The 24,114-nt window shown below is 64.1% G+C and carries 25 protein-coding genes; 15 read left to right on the top strand and 10 right to left on the bottom strand.

Annotated features, from left to right (window positions below; all coding sequences use genetic code 11):
• Positions 1-95 precede the first annotated feature (95 nt).
• Positions 96-332, top strand: a complete 237-nt coding sequence (locus tag NSO95_RS09395; RefSeq protein ID WP_257595959.1) for a DUF2312 domain-containing protein — start codon at positions 96-98, stop codon at positions 330-332.
• A gap of 27 nt (positions 333-359) precedes the next feature.
• On the opposite strand, the gene NSO95_RS09390 is transcribed toward NSO95_RS09395, so the two are convergent.
• Complete coding sequence (locus NSO95_RS09390) at positions 360-1,277, bottom strand: hypothetical protein (protein WP_257595958.1); 918 nt, start codon at positions 1,275-1,277, stop codon at positions 360-362.
• 165 nt (positions 1,278-1,442) lie between these two features.
• Entirely contained in the window at positions 1,443-2,231 is a 789-nt protein-coding gene (locus NSO95_RS09385; RefSeq protein ID WP_257595957.1) for a CPBP family glutamic-type intramembrane protease, read from the bottom strand.
• A gap of 47 nt (positions 2,232-2,278) precedes the next feature.
• Between NSO95_RS09385 and NSO95_RS09380 the strand changes: the two genes are divergently transcribed.
• From NSO95_RS09380 to NSO95_RS09355, 6 genes are all read left to right on the top strand, one after another.
• On the top strand, positions 2,279-3,022 hold the full coding sequence (locus NSO95_RS09380) for a YebC/PmpR family DNA-binding transcriptional regulator (protein WP_257595956.1): 744 nt from the start codon (positions 2,279-2,281) through the stop codon (positions 3,020-3,022).
• A gap of 121 nt (positions 3,023-3,143) precedes the next feature.
• On the top strand, positions 3,144-3,617 hold the full coding sequence (gene ruvC, locus NSO95_RS09375; protein WP_257595955.1) for a crossover junction endodeoxyribonuclease RuvC: 474 nt from the start codon (positions 3,144-3,146) through the stop codon (positions 3,615-3,617).
• Positions 3,617-3,931 (top strand): antibiotic biosynthesis monooxygenase family protein, encoded by a 315-nt coding sequence (locus tag NSO95_RS09370; RefSeq protein WP_257595954.1) that lies wholly within the window; start codon positions 3,617-3,619, stop codon positions 3,929-3,931. The genes ruvC and NSO95_RS09370 overlap by 1 nt, the downstream gene beginning before the upstream one ends.
• Complete coding sequence (locus tag NSO95_RS09365) at positions 3,928-4,272, top strand: arsenate reductase (RefSeq protein ID WP_257595953.1); 345 nt, start codon at positions 3,928-3,930, stop codon at positions 4,270-4,272. The genes NSO95_RS09370 and NSO95_RS09365 overlap by 4 nt, the downstream gene beginning before the upstream one ends.
• A complete protein-coding gene (locus NSO95_RS09360; protein ID WP_257595952.1) occupies positions 4,269-5,321 on the top strand; it encodes a glycerophosphodiester phosphodiesterase family protein in 1,053 nt (350 codons plus the stop codon). The genes NSO95_RS09365 and NSO95_RS09360 overlap by 4 nt, the downstream gene beginning before the upstream one ends.
• Positions 5,322-5,417: 96 nt before the next feature.
• Complete coding sequence (locus NSO95_RS09355) at positions 5,418-5,804, top strand: hypothetical protein (RefSeq protein ID WP_257595951.1); 387 nt, start codon at positions 5,418-5,420, stop codon at positions 5,802-5,804.
• 6 nt (positions 5,805-5,810) lie between these two features.
• On the opposite strand, the gene ubiG is transcribed toward NSO95_RS09355, so the two are convergent.
• Together ubiG and NSO95_RS09345 are read right to left on the bottom strand one after the other, a co-directional pair.
• Complete coding sequence (ubiG, locus tag NSO95_RS09350) at positions 5,811-6,539, bottom strand: bifunctional 2-polyprenyl-6-hydroxyphenol methylase/3-demethylubiquinol 3-O-methyltransferase UbiG (protein WP_257595950.1); 729 nt, start codon at positions 6,537-6,539, stop codon at positions 5,811-5,813.
• 12 nt (positions 6,540-6,551) lie between these two features.
• The gene (locus NSO95_RS09345; protein WP_257595949.1) at positions 6,552-7,445 is read right to left on the bottom strand and encodes a phytanoyl-CoA dioxygenase family protein; all 894 of its coding nucleotides are present in this window, start codon (positions 7,443-7,445) and stop codon (positions 6,552-6,554) included.
• Between the two features lie 128 nt (positions 7,446-7,573).
• On the opposite strand from NSO95_RS09345, the gene NSO95_RS09340 reads away from it, so the two are divergent.
• Positions 7,574-8,845: an aspartate kinase gene (locus tag NSO95_RS09340; protein ID WP_436278035.1), complete on the top strand. Its 1,272-nt coding sequence runs from the start codon at positions 7,574-7,576 to the stop codon at positions 8,843-8,845.
• A 14-nt stretch (positions 8,846-8,859) separates the two neighbouring features.
• Here the strand turns inward: NSO95_RS09340 and NSO95_RS09335 are convergent, their stop codons facing one another.
• The gene (locus NSO95_RS09335) at positions 8,860-9,402 is read right to left on the bottom strand and encodes a DUF2306 domain-containing protein (RefSeq protein WP_257595948.1); all 543 of its coding nucleotides are present in this window, start codon (positions 9,400-9,402) and stop codon (positions 8,860-8,862) included.
• A 158-nt stretch (positions 9,403-9,560) separates the two neighbouring features.
• Here NSO95_RS09335 and NSO95_RS09330 point away from each other — a divergent pair, with 158 nt between their 5' ends.
• Positions 9,561-10,376 carry a LytTR family DNA-binding domain-containing protein gene (locus tag NSO95_RS09330; protein WP_257595947.1) on the top strand — a complete coding sequence of 272 codons (816 nt, stop codon included), beginning with the start codon at positions 9,561-9,563 and terminating at the stop codon, positions 10,374-10,376.
• Here NSO95_RS09330 and NSO95_RS09325 read toward each other — a convergent pair.
• Together NSO95_RS09325 and katG are read right to left on the bottom strand one after the other, a co-directional pair.
• The gene (locus NSO95_RS09325) at positions 10,353-10,997 is read right to left on the bottom strand and encodes a Pr6Pr family membrane protein (RefSeq protein ID WP_257595946.1); all 645 of its coding nucleotides are present in this window, start codon (positions 10,995-10,997) and stop codon (positions 10,353-10,355) included. The genes NSO95_RS09330 and NSO95_RS09325 overlap by 24 nt on opposite strands.
• 140 nt (positions 10,998-11,137) lie before the next feature.
• Positions 11,138-13,339: a catalase/peroxidase HPI gene (katG, locus tag NSO95_RS09320; protein WP_257595945.1), complete on the bottom strand. Its 2,202-nt coding sequence runs from the start codon at positions 13,337-13,339 to the stop codon at positions 11,138-11,140.
• A 170-nt stretch (positions 13,340-13,509) separates the two neighbouring features.
• On the opposite strand from katG, the gene NSO95_RS09315 reads away from it, so the two are divergent.
• Genes NSO95_RS09315 through NSO95_RS09300 form a run of 4 tightly spaced genes read left to right on the top strand, consistent with a single transcriptional unit; the run spans position 13,510 to position 17,794 of the window.
• Positions 13,510-14,520 (top strand): NAD(P)H-dependent flavin oxidoreductase, encoded by a 1,011-nt coding sequence (locus tag NSO95_RS09315; RefSeq protein WP_257595944.1) that lies wholly within the window; start codon positions 13,510-13,512, stop codon positions 14,518-14,520.
• A 1-nt stretch (position 14,521) separates the two neighbouring features.
• Positions 14,522-15,616: a PDDEXK family nuclease gene (locus NSO95_RS09310; protein WP_257595943.1), complete on the top strand. Its 1,095-nt coding sequence runs from the start codon at positions 14,522-14,524 to the stop codon at positions 15,614-15,616.
• Positions 15,613-16,467 (top strand): formyltetrahydrofolate deformylase, encoded by an 855-nt coding sequence (gene purU, locus NSO95_RS09305; protein WP_257595942.1) that lies wholly within the window; start codon positions 15,613-15,615, stop codon positions 16,465-16,467. Before NSO95_RS09310 ends, purU begins: the two co-directional genes overlap by 4 nt.
• A gap of 52 nt (positions 16,468-16,519) precedes the next feature.
• Positions 16,520-17,794, top strand: a complete 1,275-nt coding sequence (locus NSO95_RS09300) for a serine hydrolase domain-containing protein (protein WP_257595941.1) — start codon at positions 16,520-16,522, stop codon at positions 17,792-17,794.
• Here the strand turns inward: NSO95_RS09300 and NSO95_RS09295 are convergent.
• The 3 genes from NSO95_RS09295 to NSO95_RS09285 all read right to left on the bottom strand — a co-directional run bounded on the left by NSO95_RS09295 (position 17,779) and on the right by NSO95_RS09285 (position 21,853).
• Positions 17,779-18,240 (bottom strand): protein tyrosine phosphatase family protein, encoded by a 462-nt coding sequence (locus tag NSO95_RS09295; RefSeq protein WP_257595940.1) that lies wholly within the window; start codon positions 18,238-18,240, stop codon positions 17,779-17,781. The genes NSO95_RS09300 and NSO95_RS09295 overlap by 16 nt on opposite strands.
• Before the next feature lie 13 nt (positions 18,241-18,253).
• Positions 18,254-19,678, bottom strand: a complete 1,425-nt coding sequence (locus NSO95_RS09290) for an aldehyde dehydrogenase family protein (RefSeq protein ID WP_257595939.1) — start codon at positions 19,676-19,678, stop codon at positions 18,254-18,256.
• Positions 19,679-19,789: 111 nt separating this feature from the next.
• The gene (locus NSO95_RS09285; RefSeq protein ID WP_257596314.1) at positions 19,790-21,853 is read right to left on the bottom strand and encodes a PQQ-dependent dehydrogenase, methanol/ethanol family; all 2,064 of its coding nucleotides are present in this window, start codon (positions 21,851-21,853) and stop codon (positions 19,790-19,792) included.
• 219 nt (positions 21,854-22,072) lie between these two features.
• On the opposite strand from NSO95_RS09285, the gene NSO95_RS09280 reads away from it, so the two are divergent.
• The gene (locus NSO95_RS09280; RefSeq protein ID WP_257595938.1) at positions 22,073-22,954 is read left to right on the top strand and encodes a dienelactone hydrolase family protein; all 882 of its coding nucleotides are present in this window, start codon (positions 22,073-22,075) and stop codon (positions 22,952-22,954) included.
• Positions 22,955-23,113: 159 nt separating this feature from the next.
• Positions 23,114-24,076 (top strand): Abi family protein, encoded by a 963-nt coding sequence (locus tag NSO95_RS09275; RefSeq protein WP_257595937.1) that lies wholly within the window; start codon positions 23,114-23,116, stop codon positions 24,074-24,076.
• Positions 24,077-24,114: the final 38 nt, after the last annotated feature.

The following is a 24,114-nucleotide window of genomic DNA, read 5'->3' as shown; positions in this document are numbered from 1 at the left end:
AAGGGCAGGAAAACCTGCGCCGCACTCTTTTGCCCGCCCGACTCTATCGCTATGCGAGCGCCAAAGCGATTCACCAATTCATGGAGCACCCCACGATGGCCGAAGCCACCGACGACCGCCTGCGCCTGCTGATCGAGCGCATCGAACGCCTTGAGGAAGAAAAGAAGGGCATCGCCGACGATATCCGCGACGTCTATGCGGAGGCCAAGGCAGTGGGTTATGATCCCAAGATCATGCGCCAGATCGTCCGTCTGCGGAAAATGAAGCCCGACGACCGCAATGAAATGGAAATGGTGCTCGACACCTACAAGGCGGCGCTCGGGCTGGGGTGAGCATATTCCGATTTGGATGATGGCGGATCAATTTCCGTCGACATCCTCGCCAGTGTCAACCGTCACAGAACTTGCGCCTTCGGCGTTTTGCGCCTGTTGTAAGATCAATTCGCCTAGCTTGGTGTCGAGTTCCTTCACTTTTGCATCGGCTTCTGCGGTTCGTAGCCCAGCAAGCCCATCCCTTTGTTCGCGCAAGGTCTTAACTGCAGTGCGGAGATTAATGCCCTCGATGATTCGGTCCACACCTTCTTTGTTCACGGCGGCATCTAGCAAGAGCTGAACGCCTTTCTGGAACGAGCATCCTTGGTGATACTCATTGGCCCGGCGGATCATGTCGTCTGTGGAATAATCCGCGACGCTACTGCCGCGTTTTGCCTCCATAGTGGTGAGGATTCGGGCGCGTTCGGCGTCCATGACCTTGGTAATGGCCGACACCAGTTGGTTCTGGTAGACATTGGCGTCGATGTTGGTCCGGGTCGCGGTTGACAGGCCGGCCAGGCCTGAAAGGATCGATTTGGCCTGATCTCCGCCGACGATCGTGCTCGTGATTGAGAAACCTGATGCGAGGAAATCCAGAATTCCCGACGTTGCCGCCTTGTTGCCGTAGATCGCGCCCTTTTCCTGCTCGCAGACCAAGTTTGCTTGGTTGATCAAAACGGCCTCAAGCCGATTGCGAGCAATCCTCTGAGTCTCGATATTGCCCGACGTAGCCATACGATATGCGGTTTCAGTGTCGTTCTTTGGGTCGAACGCGAAACACCCAAGATCGATCGCAAATTTGCGGTCACCATCGATCATGGCAGTCAGCGAGCATTGTGAATTATCGTTCGATTGCGGACGTGCGGAGATACCTACCGGATCGGCACGCGATGCGCGTCCAACCGTTTGACATCCTGACAAGGCGATCGAAACCGAAAGGATAAAGGCGACTGAAAAACTCTTCATAGTTTCCCCCCGAAACACTGAATACTTTGCACCTTAACCCTAAATTTAAAATTCGCAAAGTGACTTCATTTTCGTCCCGCGAAAATGCCTCTCTAGAGACGAGATGTGATTGTTGGCGCGATTATTGCGAATGTCCCTATTGTCGTCATTGTTGATATTGGCGCCTTACCCACCCGCTGTGTTGATCGCCAGCAGCACCAGCCCGATCAGCGTTCCGTTGTGCAGGATGTGAAGCAGCATGGCGGACCACAGGCCGTAGTTCACCCGCGCATAGCCGAAGATCGAACCTGCGATAAACTGCGGCAGCACCAGCGGCAGCAGAGCGAGGAACGATCCCTCGGTGTAGTTGAAGATATGCACCAGCGCGAAGGCAACGGTGCTGAGCCAGAAGAACAGCGGGAAGAACCGCTGGAACCAGGTCCACGCCGGTCGCTTGCGCAGCACGATGGCGAGCACCAGCGCCGCCATCGCGGCCAGCAGGAACAGCCCCGCGCCGAGCATCGCATTGCTCTGCCCGGCCAACATGACCGCGGTGAACCCGGCCCCCAGCAACAGGATCGGCAGCACTGCCCCCGCGCGGCCCGATAGCCAGCCGCGAAAGCCGATCTCTTCCAGCACAGGGGCAAAGACAACGATGGCGAACAGCGTCAGGGCATTGAACTCGAGCTCTGCCAGCGCATTATCCGGCGGCACGAACCCTGCAGCGACCGCCATTAGCGCGAGCGACAGCAACGTGCCGACAAGCAGCAGGTCGAGCGTATACAATCGCAAGGTCGCCGCCAGCGTCGCACCGCTGACGGGCGCTGCCTTGTCGGGCAGGGCAGGGCGGCGCAGGAAGGCGAAGTAGCGCCGCCATTCGCCGCGTACCGAACCGGCGGCGGGGATCGTCCGGCCGGACGGGGTTTCGGGGTGCGGCGCGGGGGCCGCTTCGGGGGTTGTGGTTACGCCGTTCATGCGGCTAATGCGCCTGCCATCCAAACCTTAAAAATCCGGGCATACAAATGGCAGGCCATTCCAAGTTCAAGAATATCATGCACCGCAAGGGTGCTCAGGACAAGAAACGCTCGAACCTGTTCTCCAAGCTCAGCCGCGAGATTACCGTGGCGGCGAAGATGGGCATGCCAGATCCGGATATGAACCCGCGACTGCGCCTGGCGGTCAATGCGGCCAAGGCGCAGTCGATGCCGAAGGACAATATCCAGCGCGCGATCGACAAGGCGAGCGCGGCGGGCGGCGAGGATTACGAGGAAGTGCGCTACGAAGGCTACGGCCCGGGCGGCGTCGCGCTGATCGTCGAGGCGCTGACCGATAACCGCAACCGCACCGCCACAAATGTCCGCACCGCCTTCAGCAAGAACGGCGGCAACCTCGGTTCCGAAGGTTCGGTCAGCCACGGTTTCGAACGGCTCGGCCTGATCGAATATCCGGCGAGCGCGGGCGATGAGGACAAGGTGCTCGAAGCGGCGATGGAGGCCGGGGCGGAAGACATCGAGAGCGGCGAGGACGGCCACACCATCTGGACCGCAGCCGAGAATCTCCATGCCGTCGCCACCGCGCTGGAGGCGGTGCTGGGCGCAGCCGATGGCGTCAAGCTGGCGTGGAAGCCTAGCATCACCGTCGACATGGACGAGTCGAGCGCCGGCACGCTGCTCAAGCTGGTCGATGTGCTCGACGACGATGACGATGTGCAGATGGTGTGGGGCAATTACGAGATCAGCGACGAGGTGATGGAGAAGCTGGGGTGAGGTTGGCGGGCTGTCCTTCGAGACGGCTCAGCCGAAGGCTTCGCCTCCTCAGGACGAGCGGACTGCTAGAAACTCCCGCTCATCCTGAGGAGCGAGGACGACGGTCCGAGCGTCTCGAAGGATGCTGATCCTCGGCCTTGATCCCTCGCTCAGCTGCACCGGCTGGGGCCTGATCCGGGCAGAGGGTTCGCGCCTGAGCCACATCGCCAATGGCGAGGTGAAGACCGACGCCAAGGCCCCGATTGCCGAGCGGCTGCATCACCTTCACGACGCAATCCGCGCGGTGATCGCGGCGTACGCGCCCGACCGCGCGGCGGCGGAGGAAATCTTCGTCAACAAGAACCCGCAGTCGACGCTCAAGCTGGCGCAGGCGCGCGGCGCGGTGCTCGCGGCCTGCGCTGCCGGAGGACTGACGGTCAACGAACACGCGGCGCGACTGGTCAAGAAGGCGGTGGTCGGCACCGGCGGGGCGGACAAGGCACAGGTGCAGGCGATGCTCAAGGTGCTGCTGCCGGGCGCGACAATCGAAGGCGCGGATGCCGCCGACGCTCTCGCGGTGGCGATTGCCGACGCTCATTTGAAGGGAGAACGCTGATGTATCTGGTTGTGTTTCGCAACCGCAAGCGCCCGGATATCGATATGGAAGCCTATGATGCCGAAGCGGATCACATGCTCGACATGGCCAAGACGCAGAAAGGCTTCCTGTCGTTCAAGAGCTACGCGGCGGACGATGGCGAAGTCATCGCCTTGTCGGAATGGGAGAGCGAATCAGCTGCCCGCGCGTGGGGCCGTGTGGCGGAGCATCGCCTGGCGCAGGCCCATGGGCGGGATCGCTATTACGCGAGCTATACATTCTATGGTTGCGACAACCCGCGTAGCCACCACTTCACTGCGAGAGACCTGCTGTGATGATCCATCTCTATGGCATCCCCAATTGCGACACCGTCAAGAAGGCGCGCGTCTGGCTCGACGATCGAGGGCTGGACTACACCTTCCATGACTACAAAAAGGAAGGCGCGGATCTGGCGAAGCTGGCCACGTGGATCGACGCCGCCGGGCTCGATACGGTGCTCAACCGGCGCGGAACGACCTATCGCAGGCTGTCGGATGCCGAGAAGGCCGATATCGATGGCGGAAAGGCCGTGTCAGTGCTGGTTCAGCATCCCTCGACGATCAAGCGGCCGATCGTGGAGCATGAGGGCGGCCTGCTGGTCGGCTTCAAACCGGAAGAATGGGACGCAGCCTTTTGACCAGGATTTTCCTTGCCGCGCTGGCGCTTGCAGTGGCCACGCCCGCCTTGGCCGACACCCCGATCATCATCGCGCATCGCGGCGCGAGCGGGGAGCGGCCCGAGCACACGCTCGCGGCCTACGAACTGGGGATCGATCAGGGTGCAGACTATATCGAGCCGGACCTGGTGGTGACCAAGGACGGCGTCCTCGTCGCGCGGCACGAAACCGAAATCTCCGAGACCACCGATGTCGCGACCCGCGAGGAATTTGCCGATCGCCGCCGCTCTAAGACGGTCGATGGACAGCTGGTCAACGGGTTCTTCGCCGAGGATTTCACTCTCGCCGAACTGCGCACCCTGCGCGCGAAGGAGCGCATCCCCGGCCTCCGCCCGCAGAACGCGCGCTACGACGGGCTGTACCAGATCCCGACGCTGGAGGAGATCGTCCGGCTGGTTCGTGCGAAGGAAATCGAGGTCGAACGGCAAATCGGCATCTACCCCGAACTCAAGCATTCCGAGTTTCTGCTGCAGGAAGAAGGGATCGACACGGTCGACCTGCTGTTGCTCGAACTGAAGCGGCTGGGCGTCACGGAGGAAGATCCGCTGTTCATCCAAAGTTTTGAGGTCGGTCCGCTGCAACGGCTCGACCAGCGCAGCGCGTTCAAGCTGGTCCAGCTGGTCGCCGCCGAGGGCGGGCCGGCCGACGAACCCGCGATGCGCTACGCCGAGATGATCACCCCCAGCGGGCTGGCGGAGATTGCGGCCTACGCCGATGCGATTGGCGCGAACATCGGTTTGCTGCTCGACGAGACCGGACAGGCCACCCCGCTCGTGGCGGACGCGCAGTCGGCGGGCCTGCTGGTTCACGCCTGGACGCTGCGCAAGGAGAACGCCTTCCTGCCCGCAGCGCTGCAACTCGATGGCGCACCTCCGGGGACGGGGTGCGACGGATCGCTGTTCGGAATGCTCGTTGCAGCCGGCGTCGACGGTGTGTTCACGGACGATCCGGCACGGGTGCGGGCCTGGCCAAACGAGAACGACCGGCGCTGCCCCGTGGCAGGTGGGTGACGCAATTCGCAATCTTTCGGGAAAGCCGGACCTCGCGAACGCTCGCTTAAGCATTGGCGGGCTACGGAAGTCCGACATATCCCGGGGATTCACATCATGCGTTATCTGTCTGCCATCGGCCTCGCCGCCGCCATCCCGCTCGCCGGCTGCGGCGCAGGCGTCACCGAAGACAATCTCGCCAGCAGGCTGGAGGGGGCGGCGAAGTTCCTGAACACCGACGGTCAGGCCATGTTGGCCGATACGATGGATGGCGCGAAGCTAACTGCGACAGCCGAAGGGGGTGATACGCTGGTCATGACGATCGAAAACGTGCCCACGGGCAACGAGATCTTCGATCCGGGCACCATGCGCAAGCTGCTTCGCCCGAATGTATGCGACGAGGCGGGCAACCGCAGCGTGATCGATGCAGGCGGCAAGTTCCGCATCGAGATGATCTCCAACACCGGCAAGGTCCAGTCCCCGGTGACGATCGCCAACTGCTGACAGCCCTCAGGTGCGGCGCGCGCTGAGGATGTAATTCAGGCTCTCGTCGTCGGACAGATGTAGGCCTTTCGACAGCGAAAAGGCGATTCCCTTGCGGGCGGAGACGGACAGCCCGGCCCCTGCCAGCAGTTCACCAAGCTCATCGGGAATGATGAAATCGTCCCAGTGATGCGTTCCGCGCGGCACTATGCCCACTGCCTCCGCTGCGCCGACCAGCAGAAGACGGCTGGCGGCAGTCCGGTTGGGGGTGGAGAGCACCATCAGCCCGCCCGGCGCGAGACGATCCGCCAGCGCGGCCACGAACGCCGCCTTGTCCGCGACATGCTCGATCACTTCCATGCTGGTGACGAGGTCGAACCGGCCGATGTCGAGCGACACGACCTCTCCCGCCATATAGCGGATGTCGAGCCCGGCCCCCTCGGCATGGGCGGCAGCGGCCTGTACATTCTCGGGCGCGGCATCGACCCCGGTAACCGCTGCGCCCAGCCGCGCCAGCGGCTCGCAGAGCAGCCCCGCGCCGCAACCGACATCGAGCGCGCTCTTGCCCGCCAACGGGCGCACTGCTGCGGGATCGCCGCCCCAGTGCCGGTCGATCGCCTCGCGCACGAAGGCCAGCCGCACCGGATTGAGCCGGTGGAGCATGGCGGAGGACCCCTTGGGGTCCCACCATTCGCGCGCCAGCTGGCCGAAATGCGCGGCTTCCTCGGGACGGATCGTAACGCTCGAATCGGTCATGCTGATGCGCGCCTAAAGCGCTCCCTTGTCTGCGCGTTGCGACACGCTGGCGTATAGATCGCTGCCCCAGTCCGCCGCCGCTTCGCCGAACAGCCAGTCGGGCGGAGTGATCTCCGGCCCCTCGCCCGGCGGCAGCGGCGGGGTGAAATAACCCAGCGCGTAGCTGCCCATGGCGTAACCGAGCAGCGCGCGCAATTGCGGGCTGAATTCCTGTGCGATTTCGGGCGGGCACGAGAGATACTGGTTCTCCTCCTGCCGCAACCAGCCGAGGCAATAGGTGATGTTGAGACCCATGCGGTCGGTATCGCTGCTGTTGCGCCCGCCCGAATGGATGACCGATCCCGAATAGACCAGCACCGATCCGGCACGCATCTCGGCGTAAGCGATCTCTCGATCCTCGGCGCGCCGCTCGGGATCCCACTGGTTCGAGCCGGGGACCACGCGGGTCGCGCCGTTCGCGCGGGTGAAGTCGGTCACCGCCCAGATGGTGTTGAGCTGCGGTTCGAGTTCGCGCGGCAAGAACCCGCCCCAGGCGAGCCGGTCGCGGTGCAGCACCTGTTCGCCTTGCCCGGGAAAGATCCGGATCAGCTGGGTCAGGTGGAGCTGGTAGGTGTCGCAATAGGCCTTGAGGAAGGCATCGCAGGCCCCGGTGATCCGGGGGTCCATCACCAGCTCGCGGCAGGTGGCTGAGCGGGCGACCAGCGCCCCGGTGCGGCTGGTCTGGCGACCGGTGAAATCATCCATCCCCATTGATGTCGCCTCGACATAGGGCATGATCTCGGCCTTGAGCCCTTCGAGCAATCCGGGTGCCATGGCATCATCGACGATGCAGGCACCGTCGCGCCGGAGCAGGGCGGCGATCTCTTCCGGCGCTGCATCGCGCAGGACATGGACCAGTTCTGCCATCGTCACCCTCCCTCGCTACAGTCCTGCGCAATCAACGCTATCGCCGGCCAAACCGCAAGCCTGCTTGTCATTGCGCCGAGCCGCCCCTAACCCGCTGCGACCGGGTGATACGGCAGGAGAAGCGGGTTTTGGCGCGGATCGTGATGAAATTCGGCGGCACCTCGATGGCCGGGACCGAGCGCATCCGGCGCGTGGCGAATATCGTGCGCCGCCAGCAGGCTGCCGGGCACCAGGTCGCGGTGGTCGTCTCCGCCATGGCGGGGGAGACCGACCGGCTGGTCAATTTCTGCCGCGAGGCGCATGCGCTCTACGATCCGGCGGAATACGATGTTGTGGTTTCGAGCGGCGAGCAGGTCACCAGCGGGCTGCTCGCGCTGACGCTACAAGGGCTGGGGTGCAAGGCGCGCAGCTGGCTCGGCTGGCAGATGCCGATGAAGACCTCGGATGCGCACGCCAAGGCACGGATCGAAACTGTCGATGCTCCCGCGATGGTTGCCGCGATGGAAGCGGGCGAGATCGCTGTGATCCCCGGATTCCAGGGGGTGACCGAGGACGGCCGCATCTCGACACTCGGGCGCGGCGGGTCGGACACCTCGGCGGTGGCAGTGGCGGCGGCGATCGATGCCGACCGGTGCGATATCTACACCGATGTCGACGGGGTTTACACCACCGACCCGCGCATCGTCGCCAAAGCGCGCAAGCTCAAGGCGGTGACCTACGAGGAAATGCTCGAACTGGCGAGCGTCGGGGCCAAGGTGCTACAGACCCGCTCGGTCGGCCTCGCGATGAAGGAAGGGGTGCGGGTGCAGGTCCTTTCCAGTTTCATCGACGACGATGCGACCCCTGCCGACGAATTGCCCGGAACCATGATCGTCTCCGAAGAGGAGATGGAACAACTGTTGGAGGATGGCGAAATGGAACGCCAGCACGTGACCGGTATCGCGCATGACAAGAACGAGGCGAAGGTCATCCTAACCCGCGTGCCCGACAAGCCGGGCGCGGTGGCGAATATCTTCGAACCGCTCGCTGCGGCCTCGATCAATGTCGACATGATCATCCAGAACGTCGGCCGCGACAAGGGCGAGACCGACGTGACCTTCACCGTGCCGCAGGCCGACCTGGCCCGCGCGCAGGCGCTGCTGGAGGACAAGCGCGACGTGATCGGTTTCAACCGCATCATCACCGACAGCCGGATCGCCAAGATCAGCGTAGTCGGGGTCGGGATGAAGAGCCATGCCGGTGTCGCCAGCAGCATGTTCCGCGCCTTGAGCGAACGCGGGATCAACATCCAGGCGATCTCCACCTCGGAAATCAAGATCAGCGTGATGATCGACGAGGACGAAACCGAACTGGCGGTGCGCGTGCTGCACACCGCCTACGGTCTCGATGCGGAGGGCTGAAGGGCAGACTCCCGTCAACCGAACAGCCAGGTCCCCATCATCCGGTCGGGCAGGAAGCTGAAAATCCCCGGTATCATCAGCGCGCCGAGATACATGCCGACGAGATGGCGCTTGTGCTCGGCGATCTTGCCGGCGCGCGCGGTGACGATCGTCTTCCATGCGCCGTGCAGCGTCAGCGGCACGAAAATGTGGATCCAGCTGAAATCGGTCCCGCCACGGATGAAGGTGATCGCCAGCGCGGTCACCACCATCAGGCCGACCCACAGCTTGCCGAGCTGGCGGTGGCGCGGTGTGCCCTTGCGAGAGAGGAGCAGATAGGCACCTAGCGGGACGGCGGGCAGCACGGTAACAACATGCAGCACGACCGCGATGTTGCGCATTGCGGGATGGGCGGGTGCGAGGCCAAGGGCAAATCGCATCAGCGCAAAAAGGCAGGCGGCGCTCATCGCGATCGCGGCGGCAGTAATGATCGCGCGTGTCGCGGGGCCGATATCAAACCCGGCGTTGCGCGGGCGGGCGGCATAGGGAGCAGTGGCAGTTAGGGCGGAAGCAGTCATGGCAGGTCTCCTGTCGAAGCGGTGATGCCCGTTTCCTGCCACCGGCCCGTTCGCCCGCAACGCCGCTTGCGCGGCCGGGTCCTGCAATTCGCGGAATGCGCGGATAGGCACAGGCTTGCCACTTTACGAAGCGCGAACGGGCGCTAGTTTCAGCGAGTATGACCCAGCCGGCCCCGCCCGATAGCGACCTTCCGATGCGCCGCGTCCTGATCGACCTTTCGCTGATGACGCTGATCGGTGTGGTGCTGGCGATCATCGGCCCGTTCGGCAGTTTCGAGATGCCGCTCGCCTGGCGATTGGTTTATTGGCTCGGCCTCGCCTATGCCGGTTACGCGATCTACCGCCCGATCGGCGGGCTAATCGGGCGGCTCGAACATTCGCTCGCCCTGCCTTCGGCCGGGCTTTGGGTTGCGGCGGTAGTGGTCGCCACCGTGCCGATGACCGCCGTCGTGCTGCTGCTCGGTTCGCTGCCCGGGCCTATCTCTTTGCCCGGCGCACAGGTAATTCTCGCAACCTATGCCTCGGTGTTCGTAATCGGCGCGGCAGTCACCGCGCTCTTCTATGCGCTGCAATCGGGCAAGACGGCACAGCCGGCATTGGCCAATCGCCCGACTACAGTACCGCGTTCGGCGCCAGAGCCAGAGCCGCCGGCTGTACCTCGCGCCATACCCTTCCTCGATCGGCTGCCGCCCGAACTGGGCAGCGACCTGATCGCGCTCGAAATGGAGGACCATTACGTCCGCGCGCATACCGCGCTCGGGTCGGACCTCGTTCTGCTGCGGCTGCGCGATGCACTGGGCGAACTCGACGGGATCGAGGGCATGCAGGTGCATCGCAGCTGGTGGGTCGCGCGGCACGCGGTAAAGGATGTCGCGCGCGAGGGGCGAAATGTGCGCCTGCTGCTCGACACCGGGATCGAAGCGCCGGTCAGCCGGGCGAATGTTGCGGTGTTAAGGGATGCGGGCTGGATCTGACTGTGTGCCCGTCAGGCGCGTAGCGGAGCTCCGCACCGCCAGCAGCAGCGCTGCAATCAGCAGGAAACACAGCGACAATCCGGCGAGGTTGGCGAGCAGCATGGCCCAGCCGAGTTTCGGCAGGTCGAGGAAGAAATAGGGATAGAAGCCGCTCGCTGCGCCGACGATCTGGGCGAAGACGGTGTAGACCACCGGCACCACCATCACCCACGGCAGCGAGCGCCAGCCCATCTGTGACGGCCGCGAGAAGGCGAGCCACCACAGGATTGTGGCGGCGGGGATCGCGCTGTGGAACATCTGGTTGGTCCACCGGTCGAGCCCGACCGGATGGTGGTCCGCCGCGAGCACCCCGTGATAGACCAGCGCGACGATCGCGATGGCCGTGGCAAGGGCGAACAGCACCCGTTCGTCGGCCCGGCCGCGCAGCGCCACCCAGCCGAGGATCAGCCCGGCGGCGAAATTGGTCCAGATGGTGAAGAACCGCAGCAACAGCGCGAAAGCGAAGAGCGGGCTGCCGTCGCGTTCGAGGTTGATCGACGTCTGCAGCGCCAGGGTGACGAACACTGCGATGGCGATGATCGCTGCGAGCGTGCGGGCCGGTCCGGAGAAGGGCAGGGTCATGGCGGCGACTTAGCTTCCGCTGCAAGCTTCGCCCAGCAAAAAGCCCCCGGCGTTAAACCGGGGGCTTCCTGCGACCCGAAGGGCTCGGGGGGGATGAGCCTTCGTGGTCTGGCCTGCGGACTGCTGCCCGCAGGATCGGGTCAGGCGATGTCGAACCGGTCCGCGTCCATTACCTTGGTCCAGGCGCGGACGAAGGTCTCGACGAAGGTCTTGTCGCCGCCGCCTTCGGCGAAGGCTTCGGCCTGCGCGCGCAGCTGCGAGTTCGAACCGAACACCAGGTCGGTACGGGTCGCGCGGTACAGCTCCTCACCGGTCTTGCGGTCCTTGCCGAGGAATTCCTCGTCGCCGCTGTCGTCGACCACCGACCATTCGGTGTTCATCGACAGCAGGTTGACGAAGAAATCGTTCGACAGCACGCCCGGGCGGTCGGTCAGGACACCGATGCGGTTGCCGTGCTGGGTATGGGTGCTGACCGCCCCCAGCGCGCGCATCCCGCCGACCAGTGCGGTCAGTTCGGGGATCGACAGGCCGAGCAGGTGGGCGCGGTCGATCAGCAGGTCTTCGGTCTTCACGCTCGCCTTGGTCTTGAGGTAGTTGCGGAAGCCGTCGGCCAGCGGTTCGAGCGGCTCGAAGCTCGTGGCGTCGGTGTGCTCCTCGGTGGCGTCGCCGCGGCCGGTGGTCACCTTGACGCTGATGTCATAGCCGCCGTCCTTGGCCGCCTTCTCGATCGCTGCGGCCCCTGCCAGCACGATCGCGTCGGCCATCGACAGCCCGCCGCGCAGTTCGTCGAGCTTGGCGAGCACCTTGGCCAGTTCCGCCGGATCGTTGACCTTCCAGTCCTTCTGCGGGGCGAGACGGACGCGCGCGCCATTGGCACCGCCGCGATGGTCCGAATTGCGGTAGGTCGAGGCCGAAGCCCACGCCGCCTTGACCAGCTCGCCGACGGTCAGCCCGCTGGCGAGAACCTTGGTCTTGAACTCGGCGACCGCAGCGTCCGACGGTGTGGTGCCGGCGGGGACAGGATCCTGCCAGATCAGCGTTTCCGACGGGACTTCGGGGCCGAGGTAACGCGCCTTGGGCCCCATGTCGCGGTGGGTCAGCTTGAACCATGCGCGGGCGAAGGCATCGTCGAGCGCGGCCTGATCGTTGAGGAAGCGCTCCGAAATCTTGCGATACTCGGGGTCACGCTTCAGCGCCATGTCGGCGGTGGTCATCATGGTCGGCACCTTCTTGCTCGGGTCGCGAGCGTCGGGTGCCATGTCGGCCTCTTCCTGATCGATCGGCTGCCACTGGTTCGCGCCCGCCGGGCTCTGGACCAGTTCGAACTCGTATTTGAACAGCAGGCGGAAGTAATCATTGCCCCACTGGGTCGGGTTCGGGGTCCACGCGCCTTCGATGCCCGAAGTGGTAATGTGGCCCTTGCCGATCTCGTCCTTGTCGGTCAGCCAGCCAAAGCCCATCAGCGCCAGATGCTCGCTCTCGGGCGCGCCGCCGAAATTGTCCGCCGGCTTGGCGCCATGCGCCTTGCCGAAGGCATGGCCACCGGCGGTCAGCGCGACGGTTTCCTCGTCGTTCATCGCCATCCGGGCGAAGGTTTCGCGCATGTCGCGCGCCATGCCTTCGGGGTCGTGCGGGTTGCCGCCCGGCCCTTCGGGATTGACGTAGATCAGACCCATCTGGATCGCGGCTAGCGGGTTTTCGAGCGCCTTGCCTTCATCGGGCAGGATGCGGGTGGCAACGCCTTCGTTGACCCACTGCTCTTCGGTGCCCCAGTAGACGGTCTCGGGCTCGAACACGTCCTTGCGGCCGCCGCCGAAGCCGAACACCGGGCCGCCCATCGATTCGATCGCGACATTGCCGGTGAGGATGAACAGGTCGGCCCAGCTGATGTGCTTGCCGTATTTCTGCTTGATCGGCCACAGCAGGCGGCGAGCCTTGTCGAGGTTGCCGTTGTCGGGCCAGCTGTTGAGCGGGGCGAAGCGTTGCTGCCCGCTCGATGCACCGCCGCGCCCGTCACCGGTGCGATAGGTGCCGGCCGCGTGCCACGCCATGCGGATGAAGAACGGGCCGTAGTGGCCGTAGTCTGCCGGCCACCAGTCCTGGCTGTCGGTCATCAGCGCGGTCAGGTCGGCCTTCAGCGCGTTGTAGTCGATCGCGTTGAACGCTTCGGCATAGTTGAAATCTTCCCCGTAAGGGTCGGCGCTCTTGCCGCCGGAGACGAGGATTTCGAGATTGAGTGCATCGGGCCACCAGTCGCGGTTGGTGCGGCCGAGCAGGCCGCGGGTGCCGCCGTCGCCGTTGAACGGGCATCCGCCGCTCATCTCGCCGGTTTTCATATCCATGTCGAATCCTCCTGGAAATTGGTTCTATGGTGATCAGATGGCCCGTGGCCGGTGATTAGTCCAATCGATTAATTGTCAGATAGTAATCGGTTGAGTTGCATATCGATGACGCGCGCGCCGCATCGTGCAGGGCTTGCGATGGGCCGCGCGCGCGCTTAAGCGCGGCTGCCATGACAGCCTATCCGAAAACCACCGCGCTAATGCAACGCGGGATCGACTTCCTGGGTTCCGAAACCGCCATCCTGTGCGGCGCGATGAGCTGGGTGAGCGAGCGCAACCTCGTCTCCGCGATCAGCAATGCAGGCGGCTTCGGGGTGATCGCCTGCGGCGCGATGACCCCCGAGCTGCTCGACGGCGAAATCGCGGCAACCAGGGCGCTGACCGCGAAGCCGTTCGGCGTCAACCTCATCACCATGCACCCGCAGCTGTTCGAGCTGATCGACGTTTGCGCGAAGCACGGGGTCGGCCACGTCGTGCTCGCCGGCGGCATCCCGCCCAAGGGCAGCGTCGAGGCGATCAAGGCGTTCGGTGCCAAGGTGATCGTCTTCGCCCCCACGCTGGCGCTGGCGAAGAAGCTGCTGCGCAGCGGCGGCGATGCGCTGGTGATCGAGGGGATGGAAGCGGGCGGGCATATCGGCCCGGTCTCGACCAGCGTGCTGGCGCAGGAATTCCTGCCCGAACTGGCCGAGGACCACCTGGTGTTCGTCGCCGGGGGGATCGGGCGCGGGCAGGCGATTGCGGGCTATCTGGAAATGGGCGCGGTCGGGGTGCAGCTTGGCACCCGCTTTGCCTGCGCCACCGAAAGCATCGCGCACCCGAATTTCAAGCAGGCCTTCTTCCGCGCCAATGCGCGCGATGCCGTGACCAGCGTACAGGTCGACCCGCGCCTGCCGGTGATCCCGGTCCGCGCACTCAAGAACAAGGGCACCGAGGAGTTCACCGCCAAGCAGATCGAGGTCGCCAAGCTGCTCGACACAGGCACAATCGAGATGGGCGAGGCGCAATTGCAGATCGAACATTTCTGGGCGGGCGCGCTACGCCGAGCGGTGATCGACGGCGATGTCGAGAACGGATCGGTCATGGCTGGCCAGTCGGTCGGCATGCTCAAGGAAGAGGAACCGGTCGCCGACATCATCGCGAAGCTGATGACGCAGAGCGAAGAGGCGCTGAGCCGGCGTTGACATGGACAAGTCGGTATACATCGTTGAAACCAGCGGGCTCCGCGAGATGAAACCCGCTGCCCCAGCCAATGAAGATCACATGCAGGATCTTGTAGCGCGGTACCCACAACTGATTGCCGGAGAGGACCAACTTCTCCTCATTGCCAGAGAGGCATCAATAGGTGACGGGACGAGCGATAATCGCTGGTCCCTCGACCACCTCTTCGTAACGCGGCGGGGGGTTCCGGTAATGGTTGAGCTCAAGCGGGCAGTCGATACGAGACTGAGGCGTGAAGTCGTGGGGCAGCTGATCGATTACGCTGCAAACGGTACTGCACATTGGAAGCCGGGAGCAATCGAGGCCGCGTTTCGCTCGGGAATGGGGGAACCCGAGGCCGCAGCTGCTTTGGAAGACTTCCTCGACGGGGAAGATGCTTCGGATTTTTGGCAGCGCGTCGAGAGCAACCTCCAGTCGGGGCAGATCAAACTCGTTTTTGTGGCCGATCGCATTCCAGATGAATTGGCGGTCGTGGTCGAATGGCTGGACAGCCAGATGCAAGCTGATGTCAGGGCCGTGGAACTGAGCTGGTATGCTGACGAGCATGGTGTCACCACCCTTGTCCCCAGAACGATTGGGGCAAGCGCCAAGACATTGGCAAAGAAGGGTGACAAGGACCGGAGGCATTACTCTCTTGAGGAGTGGATCGAAGAGCGAATTTCTCCAAAAGGACAGGAAAAACTGAAAGGCGTACAGATCGCCTGTGCCATTGCCCAAGCCTTGGACGGCAAGGTCTTCGTTCCCGCTACTGCTGGCTCGATCATAGGCGAGTGGGAAACTGACGACGGTCGATCATGCTATCCGTTTGGGGTCTATCCGAGTGCAAAAGTCGTCCTGCGGCTTGGGTATTTGAAGAACCGTCCGGCTTATGAGAACGAGCAAGAGCGGCAGATGCTTTATGAGAGCTTGTTGGACATCGTCGGAAATCTGCACACTTCCTCACTTGCTGGTGAGCCAGGGTTCGATGCCGAGTTGCTGCTGAATCCGAAAGTCGCTGACGCCTATCGCGAGTTTTTGCATGACGTAGTGGAGATGGCAAAAAGAGCGCCATCCGAATGACCGCCCCCCTCGTCCTCACCCTCTCCTGCGCCGACAGGCCGGGGATCACCGCGAAGGTAACCGGCTTCATGTTCGAGCGCGGCGGCAATGTGCTCGAGGCGCAGCAGTTCAACGACCGTGAAAGCGACGCCTTCTTCATGCGGGTCGAGTTCGATCCCGGCGTGGTCTCGCGCGAGGTGCTCAAGGCCGAATTCGCCCCGCTCGCCGCCGGGTTCGGGATGGAATGGAAGCTCGCACTGCGCGACCGGCCGCGGCGGGTTATGATCATGGTCAGCAAATTCGACCACTGTCTCGCCAGCCTGCTCTACCGCTGGCGCATTGGCGAGCTGGCGATGGACCCGGTGGCGATCGTCTCCAACCACCCGCGCGAGAGCATCCGCCACACCGACATCGGCGACCTGCCGTTCCACCACCTGCCGGTGACCGCCGAAACCAAGGCCGCACAGGAAGCGCAGGTGCGCGCCATCGCGGCGGAAACGGGGGCCGAGCTGGTGGTGCTGGCGCGCTACATGCAGATTCTGTCGGACGAGCAGGCGGCGCATTTCGCCGGGCGCTGCATCAACATCCACCACAGCTTCCTGCCCGGCTTCAAGGGCGCGAAACCCTATCACCAGGCGCATGCGCGCGGGGTCAAGATGATCGGCGCGACCGCGCATTACGTCACCCGCGATCTCGACGAAGGCCCGATCATCCATCAGGACGCCGAGGCGATCAGCCACGCCGACAGCCCGGAAGACCTGGTGCGCAAGGGCCGCGATATCGAGAGCCGCGTCCTCGCCGAAGCGGTGCGGCTGCACCTGCAGGAACGGGTTTTGCTGAACGGCCAGCGGACGGTGGTGTTCGGGGGGTGAGCGCTTGCCTTGCGCCGTATTCCAGCTAGCTTCGCCTTGCTGGAGAGGTGCCATGAAGCGTTCGACCCTTGCTTTTGCCGTGACACTGATCGCCGGCGGCCTGCTGGCCCAGCCTGCCGCTGCGCAGACGGAACCCTACCGCCCCGATTGCGCGCAGATCGCAGCCTTCCTCGAGCGGGCGGTCGCTGAGGAAAGGACGGCGGGTGCATCCGCGCTGGTGTGGCAGGGCGGGAGCGAAACCTGCTTCACCGCCGCCGGAATGGCCGACCGCGAAGCGCAGAAACCGTTTACCCGCGATACGCTGGTGCAGATCTTCTCGATGACCAAGCCGGTCACCGGCGTTGCGCTGATGCAGCTGTGGGAAGAGGGCAAGTTCGGTCTCGACGATCCGCTCGAATGGCACCTGCCGCAGTTCGCCGGTCTCATGGTGGCAGACGGCGAGGATGCGCAAGGCAATCCGCTGCTGCGCGCGCCCAGCCGCAAGGTCACCGTGCGCGACGTGATGCGCCATACCGCCGGCTTCACCTATGGGGCCGATGGCGCGCCCGACAATCCGAGCGACCGGGCATGGGAGCGACTCCAGCCGCTCAGCCCGGACAAGACGCTCGCCGAGTTTGCCGATGCGATGGCGCAGGTGCCGCTGCTTTCGGACCCCGGCGCGCGCTGGCACTACAGCGCCGGGGTCGATGTGCAGGCGCGGCTGGTGGAGGTGCTGTCGGGCCAGCGCTTCGAAGACTATGTCAGGCAGCACATCTTCCAGCCGCTAGGCATGGCCGACAGCGGCTGGTCGCGCAATCAGGCCGATCTACCCCGGCTGGCGAAAATCTACATCGCAGACGATGGCGGCACACTCGCGCCGATGCCGCGCGACCTGTGGCTGGAGGCCAATTTCGCGGGCAAGCCGATGACGATGGGCGGCTCGGGCATCGTCACCACGGTGGACGATTACGCCCGCTTCGCCCGCATGCTGCTCGGCGAAGGCGCGCTTGAAAGCGTCCGCCTCCTCCAGCCCTCGACCGTTCGGCTGATGGCGACCGACCAGCTCGATCCGCGCATCGGTCCGGAGAATCGATCCTGGCTGGTCGGCAAGGGCAGCGGCGGGTTCGGGCTCGATGTTTTCGTCCGCACCGCGCCGCCCCGATCGCCGGAGGAGAACCGCGGGACGGAAGGCGAATTCTTCTGGGACGGCTACCCCTCAATGCTGTTCTGGGTCGATCCGCGGCAGGACATGGTTGTCATCCTCGCAACGCAGAAGATCCCGTTCGACAATGCGCTGCACCACGATTTCCGCGCGGCGGTCTACGGCGCGGATTACACCGGAGACTGAAGCAGCGCCTGCCACGGCAACAATCGCGGATCGTCGGAGGCGAACGGGTCCCACACATCGAGCATGCGCGCCCGCGCTCCCTCTTCCGGCACGCCGCCTCGCCGATCGATCAGATAGAAAAACGCCGTGACGCGCCAGTTCATGATGCAGTGCACATGCACCGGACCCACGGTCCCGGCGAGCGCCTCGCGCAGCGCATCGACATGCCCGGCAGTCGGCGCGTCGAACGGCACCGGGATATGGGTGTAGCCGATCCCCTCCGCCGCAAGCAGCGCCGCTTCGTCCGCCAGCGCCTCGGGATGGTCTGCCAGCGCCAGGTTCACCACATGGCGCACGCCGATCGCGGCGAGGCGCGCAGGATCGCCCGCCTGCAAGCGCCCCGAAGTGGTGGTCCCGTCGGGTCGCCGCCGCCAGTTTCGGATATCCTCCGGATCGGCGGCGACCATGCGACGGGCCGCCTCAGGCCATCGCGTTCTTCTTGACCGTGATCACCTGCGAGTAGGTGAATTCCTTCAGCCCCTCGACGCCGTACTCCGCGCCGAAGCCCGACTGCTTGTGGCCGCCGAACGGAGCGAAGGGCGAGAGGTGGAGGTATTCGTTGACCCACACGGTGCCGGTTTCGAGCTGCTCGGCGATCTCCACGCCCTTGTCGGTATCGCCGGTCCACACCGCGCCGGCGAGGCCGTAGTCCGAATTGTTGGCGCGCTCGATCACTTCCTCGGTGGTCGAGAACTTCATCAGCGGCATGACCGGGCCGAACTGTTCCTCGGCCACGATCCGCGCGTCTTCGGGCGGATTGTCGAGGATGGTGATCGGCACGTAGTAGCCGGAGCCGGACGGATCGACATCGCCGCCGACGAGGAACTTGTAGCCGTTCGCCTTGGCGTCCTCGATCAGCTCGCACACCCGGTCGAACTGCTTCTTGTTCTGGATCGGGCCGACCCCGGTGCCCTGTTCGGACCCGTCGCCGACCTTCACGCCCTTGGCGTATTCGGCGATCGCGGCGCTCAGCTCGTCATAGATATCCTCGTGGATATAGACCCGCTTGGCAGCGACGCAGATCTGCCCGGCGTTGGAGAAGCTCGACCAGAACAGCTGCTCGGCGACCTTCGCCACATTCGCGTCGGGCAGCACGATCGAGGCGTCGTTGCCGCCGAGTTCGAGCGTGATGCGCTTGAGGTCCTTCGAAGCGCCTTCCATGATCTTCTTCCCCGTAGCGGTCGAGCCGGTGAAGGTGATCTTGTCGATATCCGGGTGGCCGGTGATCAGCGGGCCGAGGCTGTCCTCGCCGGTGATGACGTTGACCACGCCGGCGGGCACCACATCCTTGATCAGCTCGGCAATCCGCAGCGTGGTGAGCGGGGTGAAGGGCGAAGGCTTGAGCACGATGGTGCAGCCCGACAGCATGGCGGGGGCGATTTTCTGCATCGCCATCATCACCGGGAAGTTCCACGGCACGATGCCGCCGACCACGCCCACCGGTACGCGGCGCGAGCGGTGCAGGCGGGTGTCGCTGTCCTCGATGATCTCTTCCTCGAGGCTGAGCGTCGATTGCGCGGCCATCAGCCCGGCTGCGCCGTAAATTTCGCCCTTCGCCTGTTCGTGCGGCTTGCCCTGCTCGGTGGTCAGCAGCCGGAACAGCTCGTCGGCGTTTTCCTTGATCACGCCCGCCATCGCCTGGATCACCGCGCGGCGCTCGTCGATCGGGCGCTTGGACCAGGTCTTGAACGCCTTGCGCGCGGCGGCGACCGCACGGTCGAGCTCGTCCGCACCGCAGGACGGGACCAGCCCGACGACCTGCTCGTTCGCCGGGTTGAGCACTTCCATCGTCGCCGCGGTGGTGACGAGTTCGCCGTCGATCAGATTGGCATAGGTCTTGGTCATCGCATTCTCCCGCGTGGCTGTTGTGCGAGCGGCCGCAAGGCGACTCACTCGCGTTGTTGGTTGCAACCTAACACGCACCTTACGCAAACGTAAGGGCGCGTGCAGGCCGGATCACTTCACTCCCGCCGCCTTGTCCTGGTTGGCGCGGAAGATGATGTATTCGCGGATCGCGTCCATCTCGTCCTTCGACAGCGAACCCTTGAAGCTGACCATGCCGTTATCCTTCAGCATTCCGTCGTGGACCACCGCGAGGAAGGCATCGCGCGCCTGCAGCGTGCCGCTGCGGCGCAGGTCGGGCAGCACGGTTGAGCCGACCGCCGCCGGGGCGTGGCACACCGCGCAATAGCGGGCGTAGTGCTTGCCGCCCGCCGCGATCGTCGCCGCATCGGCGCGGCTCGGCGGCGGGTCGAGCGGGATCTCGGACAGCGCCTTGGGTGCAGGCAGCTTGCCTGTCGCGCCGAGCTTGAACACCAGCAGGCGGCTGACGTTGCGTACTGGCCCCTGCGAATTGACCAGATCGCCGTCGGCGGTGATGGCATAGGCTCCGCCCCAGCCGGCCAGCACCGCGATATATTGCTCGCCGTTCACCGTGTAGGTGATCGGCGGTGCGACGATGCCGGTCTGCGCGGGGAAGCTCCACAGCTTGTCGCCGGTCTTGGCACTGTAGGCGCTGAACTCGCTCGAGCTGTTGCCCTGGAACACGAGGCCGCCGCCGGTGGTCAGGATTCCGCCGTTCCACGGCCCCGGAAACTCGACCGTCCAGCGGGCTTCCTGCTTGACCGGGTCCCACGCCATCAGCTTGCCCTTGACCGTGCCATAGACCTGCTTGCGAATGCCCAGATCGGGCGGCAGATCGCCCGCGCCGAGGTTGAAGCCGACGTTGAAACCGCGCGCCCGGTCGGGCTTCCAGTTCTCTTCGGGGGCATAGATCGACGCGGCCTCGAACGCCGGAATATAGACCAGCCCTTCCTCCGGGTTGAACGCCATCGGGTGCCAGTTGTGGCCGCCGAGCGGGCCGGGCATGACCATCGCGGGCTTGCCGGTGACGTCGACCCGTGCCTCGGGGTTTTCGATCGGGCGGCCGTTCTCGTCGATCCCCTTGGCCCAGTTCTGCGGGATGTATTCGCCCGCGCTGATGAACTCGCCGGTTGCACGGTCGATGACGTAGAAAAACCCGTTCTTCGGCGCCTGCATCAGCACCTTGCGCGGCTTCCCCTCGATCTCGAGATCGGCGAGGATGATGTGCTGGGTCGCGGTATAGTCCCACGTCTCGCCCGGGGTGGTCTGGTAGTGCCAGGCGTATTCGCCGGTGTCCGGCTTGATCGCGACGATGCTGGAGAGATAGAGGTTGTCCCCCTTGCCCCTGCCGTCCTCGCCGGGGCTGCGATAGGCGCGGTTCCACGGGCTGCCGTTGCCGACTCCGAAATACAGCAGGTCGAGCTCGGGATCGTAGGCCATCGAATCCCACACCGTGCCGCCACCGCCGATGCCGGTCTCGCTGCCCAGAACATCGCCGAACCAGGTTTCCGCCGCCTTCTGGAGATATTCCGGATCGTCCGAGGAATCCTCGTCGGGCACGGTGTAGAAGCGCCACAGTTCCTCGCCGTCGGCAGCGTCGTAGGCGGCGATATAGCCGCGCACTCCGAATTCCGCCCCGCCATTGCCGATCAGCACCTTGCCGTCGATCACCCGCGGCGCGCCGGTGATGGTGTAGGATGTGCCCTTCTCGGTGGTCTGCTTCTCCCACTTCACCGCCCCGGTCGCGCGGTCGAGCGCGACCAGCCGCCCGTCGAGCGTGCCGAGGAACAGCGTGTCGCCCCAGGTCGCGAGGCCCCGATTGACCACATCGCAGCAGGCCTTGACCGCCGTCTCTCCCGGCACCTTGGGATCGTATTCCCACAGCTTCTCGCCGGTCACGGCGTTGAACGCCTTCACCTTGCTCCACGCAGTGGTGAGGTAGAGCTTGCCGTCGATCACCAGCGGGGTCGCCTCCTGCCCGCGCGCGGTGTCCATATCGGCGTGCCACGCCAGCCCCAGCCCGTCGACCGTATCGGTGTTGATCGCATCGAGCGGGGAGAAGCGCTGCTCGTCATAGGTGCGCCCGTGGGTCAGCCAGTTGGCGGTGTCCTCATTCGCCGCCAGCAGCTTGGCGCTGTCGATCCCGCCTTCGGGCATCGCGGCATTGTCGCATGCTGCCAGCGCCAGTGCCGCCGCAGCCATGATGGCGAAACGCTTCATCGGATTTCCTCTCCCCTCGTACTCGCGACTCTTTCGGTCGCGCTTTGCAACCTTTTGTGCCGCCTAAGCGAAGCCTTGTCCATTGCCCTTTCGCGGGGAACCATGCAGCGTAGGTCTGCGTTCGCTCGCCAGAGCGAGACAATCGGGAGGACTGCCATGTGCGATGAAGCGACAATCACCGAATGGGCGCGCAAGGGCCTCAACCGGCGCCAGTTCGGCGTATTGGGCGGAATGGCGGCCGTCGCCGCCTGCGCGCCTGCCAGCGGCGATGCCTCCGACAACGCCATCACCCTCCCGGCGATGAGCGAGCGCATGGTCGAATTCGCTACGCCCGACGGGACGATGGACGGCTTCTTCGTTGCCCCGGCGAGCAATCCCGTCCCCTCGGTCATCCTGTGGCCCGATATCGCCGGCCTGCGCGAGGCGAAGCGCGACATGGCGCGGCGGCTGGCGGGGCGCGGCTATGCCACGCTGGTGGTCAACCCCTACTACCGCGATCGCAAGGGCCAGATCTGGGAAGACTTCGCCGATTTTGCGGGCAATGGCGGCTGGAACATCGCGCGCGCGATGCGCGGCAAGCTGAATGCGGAAACGGTGATGCGCGATGCCACGGCGGCGGTCGCCTGGCTCGAAGCGCAGAAGGAAGTCGACACCCGGCGCGGGATCGGCACCCAGGGCTATTGCATGGGCGGCCCGTTCACTTTCTGGACCGCGGCGGCGGTCCCGGCTCGCGTCCGCGCGGCGGGCAGCTTCCACGGCGGCGGGCTGGTCAAGCCCGACGATGCGATGAGCCCGCACAAGCTGGTGGGCGAAACGAAGGCAAATTTCCTCGTCGCCATCTCACAGGACGACGACGCCGAAGCGCCGGGGGACAAGACCGCACTGCGCGAAGCCTTCGCCGCGAGCGGCCACACCGCCACGGTCGAAGTCTTCCCCGCCGACCACGGGTGGTGCGTACCGGATTCGCCCGCCTATAACGAGGTCGAGGCGGAGAAGGCCTGGACGAAGCTGCTGGCGATGTACGGGGCGGCGCTTTAGGGGTGAGTCCCATAGGCAACACTCCGTCGCTCTGTGCTCGACGGTTCGGCAATTAAGGTTGACTTAACCCGGGTCGCTGCATAACTCGACCTTAACAACACCTCCCAGGCCTCTTGCTCTGTCTTGCCCAAACCGGGAGGTTACTTCATACGAGCCCCCTTGATTTATCAAGGGGGCTCAATGCTTTTTAGCAAACCTGCAACTACGATCGAACAACAACTCGAGTTTCTCAAGGACCGAGGCATGGGCGGCGATGTCGAACTGCAGCGTCGTTGGCTAGAAACCGTTGGATACTATCGCCTGAGTGCGTACTGGCTGCCCTTCGAAACTGCGCCAGCGGTTGGACAAACACGTACCAAGAGATTTCGAGACGGTGTCGAATTCGAACAGATAGTCGACATCTACGTGTTCGATCGGAAATTGCGTTTGCTTGTCATGGAGGCGATTGAGCGAATTGAGATTGCGCTGAGGTCTAGATGGACAAACAGGCTCTCGCTCGCGAGCGGTGCGCATGCCTACCTCGACGCGGACGTTTTTAGTGGTGGTTTCGATCACCCTTTGCGTGTTTCACAGCTCTCGGGCAGGGTCAAAAGCAGCAGAGAAGTCTTCGTCGAGCACTATCAGAAAAGATACCGACGGCCGTTCCTGCCCCCATTGTGGATTGTGAGCGAGCTGATGACGCTAGGCGAGTTGTCGCGATGGATAGCAGATACCGAGGATCGCTCGCTTCAATCCGACTTGGCGAAAGACATAGGCCTTCCATCAAGCACTACCCTCATAGGAACGCTACACCTGCTCTCGTATGTGCGGAACATTTGTGCACATCATGGGAGGCTGTGGAATCGAAAGACGGCGAAGCGCCTACCTCTGATCAAGCGATTCCAAAGCGATCTTGTGGTGACCGAAACCGTAACAAAGGGCGGAATACAAAGACAGCCCGACAACTACATCTACAATGTATTGGTCGCACTCACCCGGCTCATTCGGCATCAAAGCCCGGATAGCTCCTATCCTGATCGGGTTGTCGAGCTTATGAGAAAGCGTTCCAATGCAGACCTCTCTGCTATGGGATTTCCGGAGGATTGGCTTGAGCGACCTTGCTGGGTACTCAAGGCGAACTAGCCAAATTACCATACAGAACTTTCCTACACGCCGAAAAT

Source organism: Parerythrobacter lacustris (assembly GCF_024626475.1).
In the GTDB taxonomy this organism is placed as follows: Bacteria; Pseudomonadota; Alphaproteobacteria; order Sphingomonadales; family Sphingomonadaceae; genus Parerythrobacter_A; species Parerythrobacter_A lacustris.
This window is presented reverse-complemented; position numbering and strand designations above follow the sequence as displayed.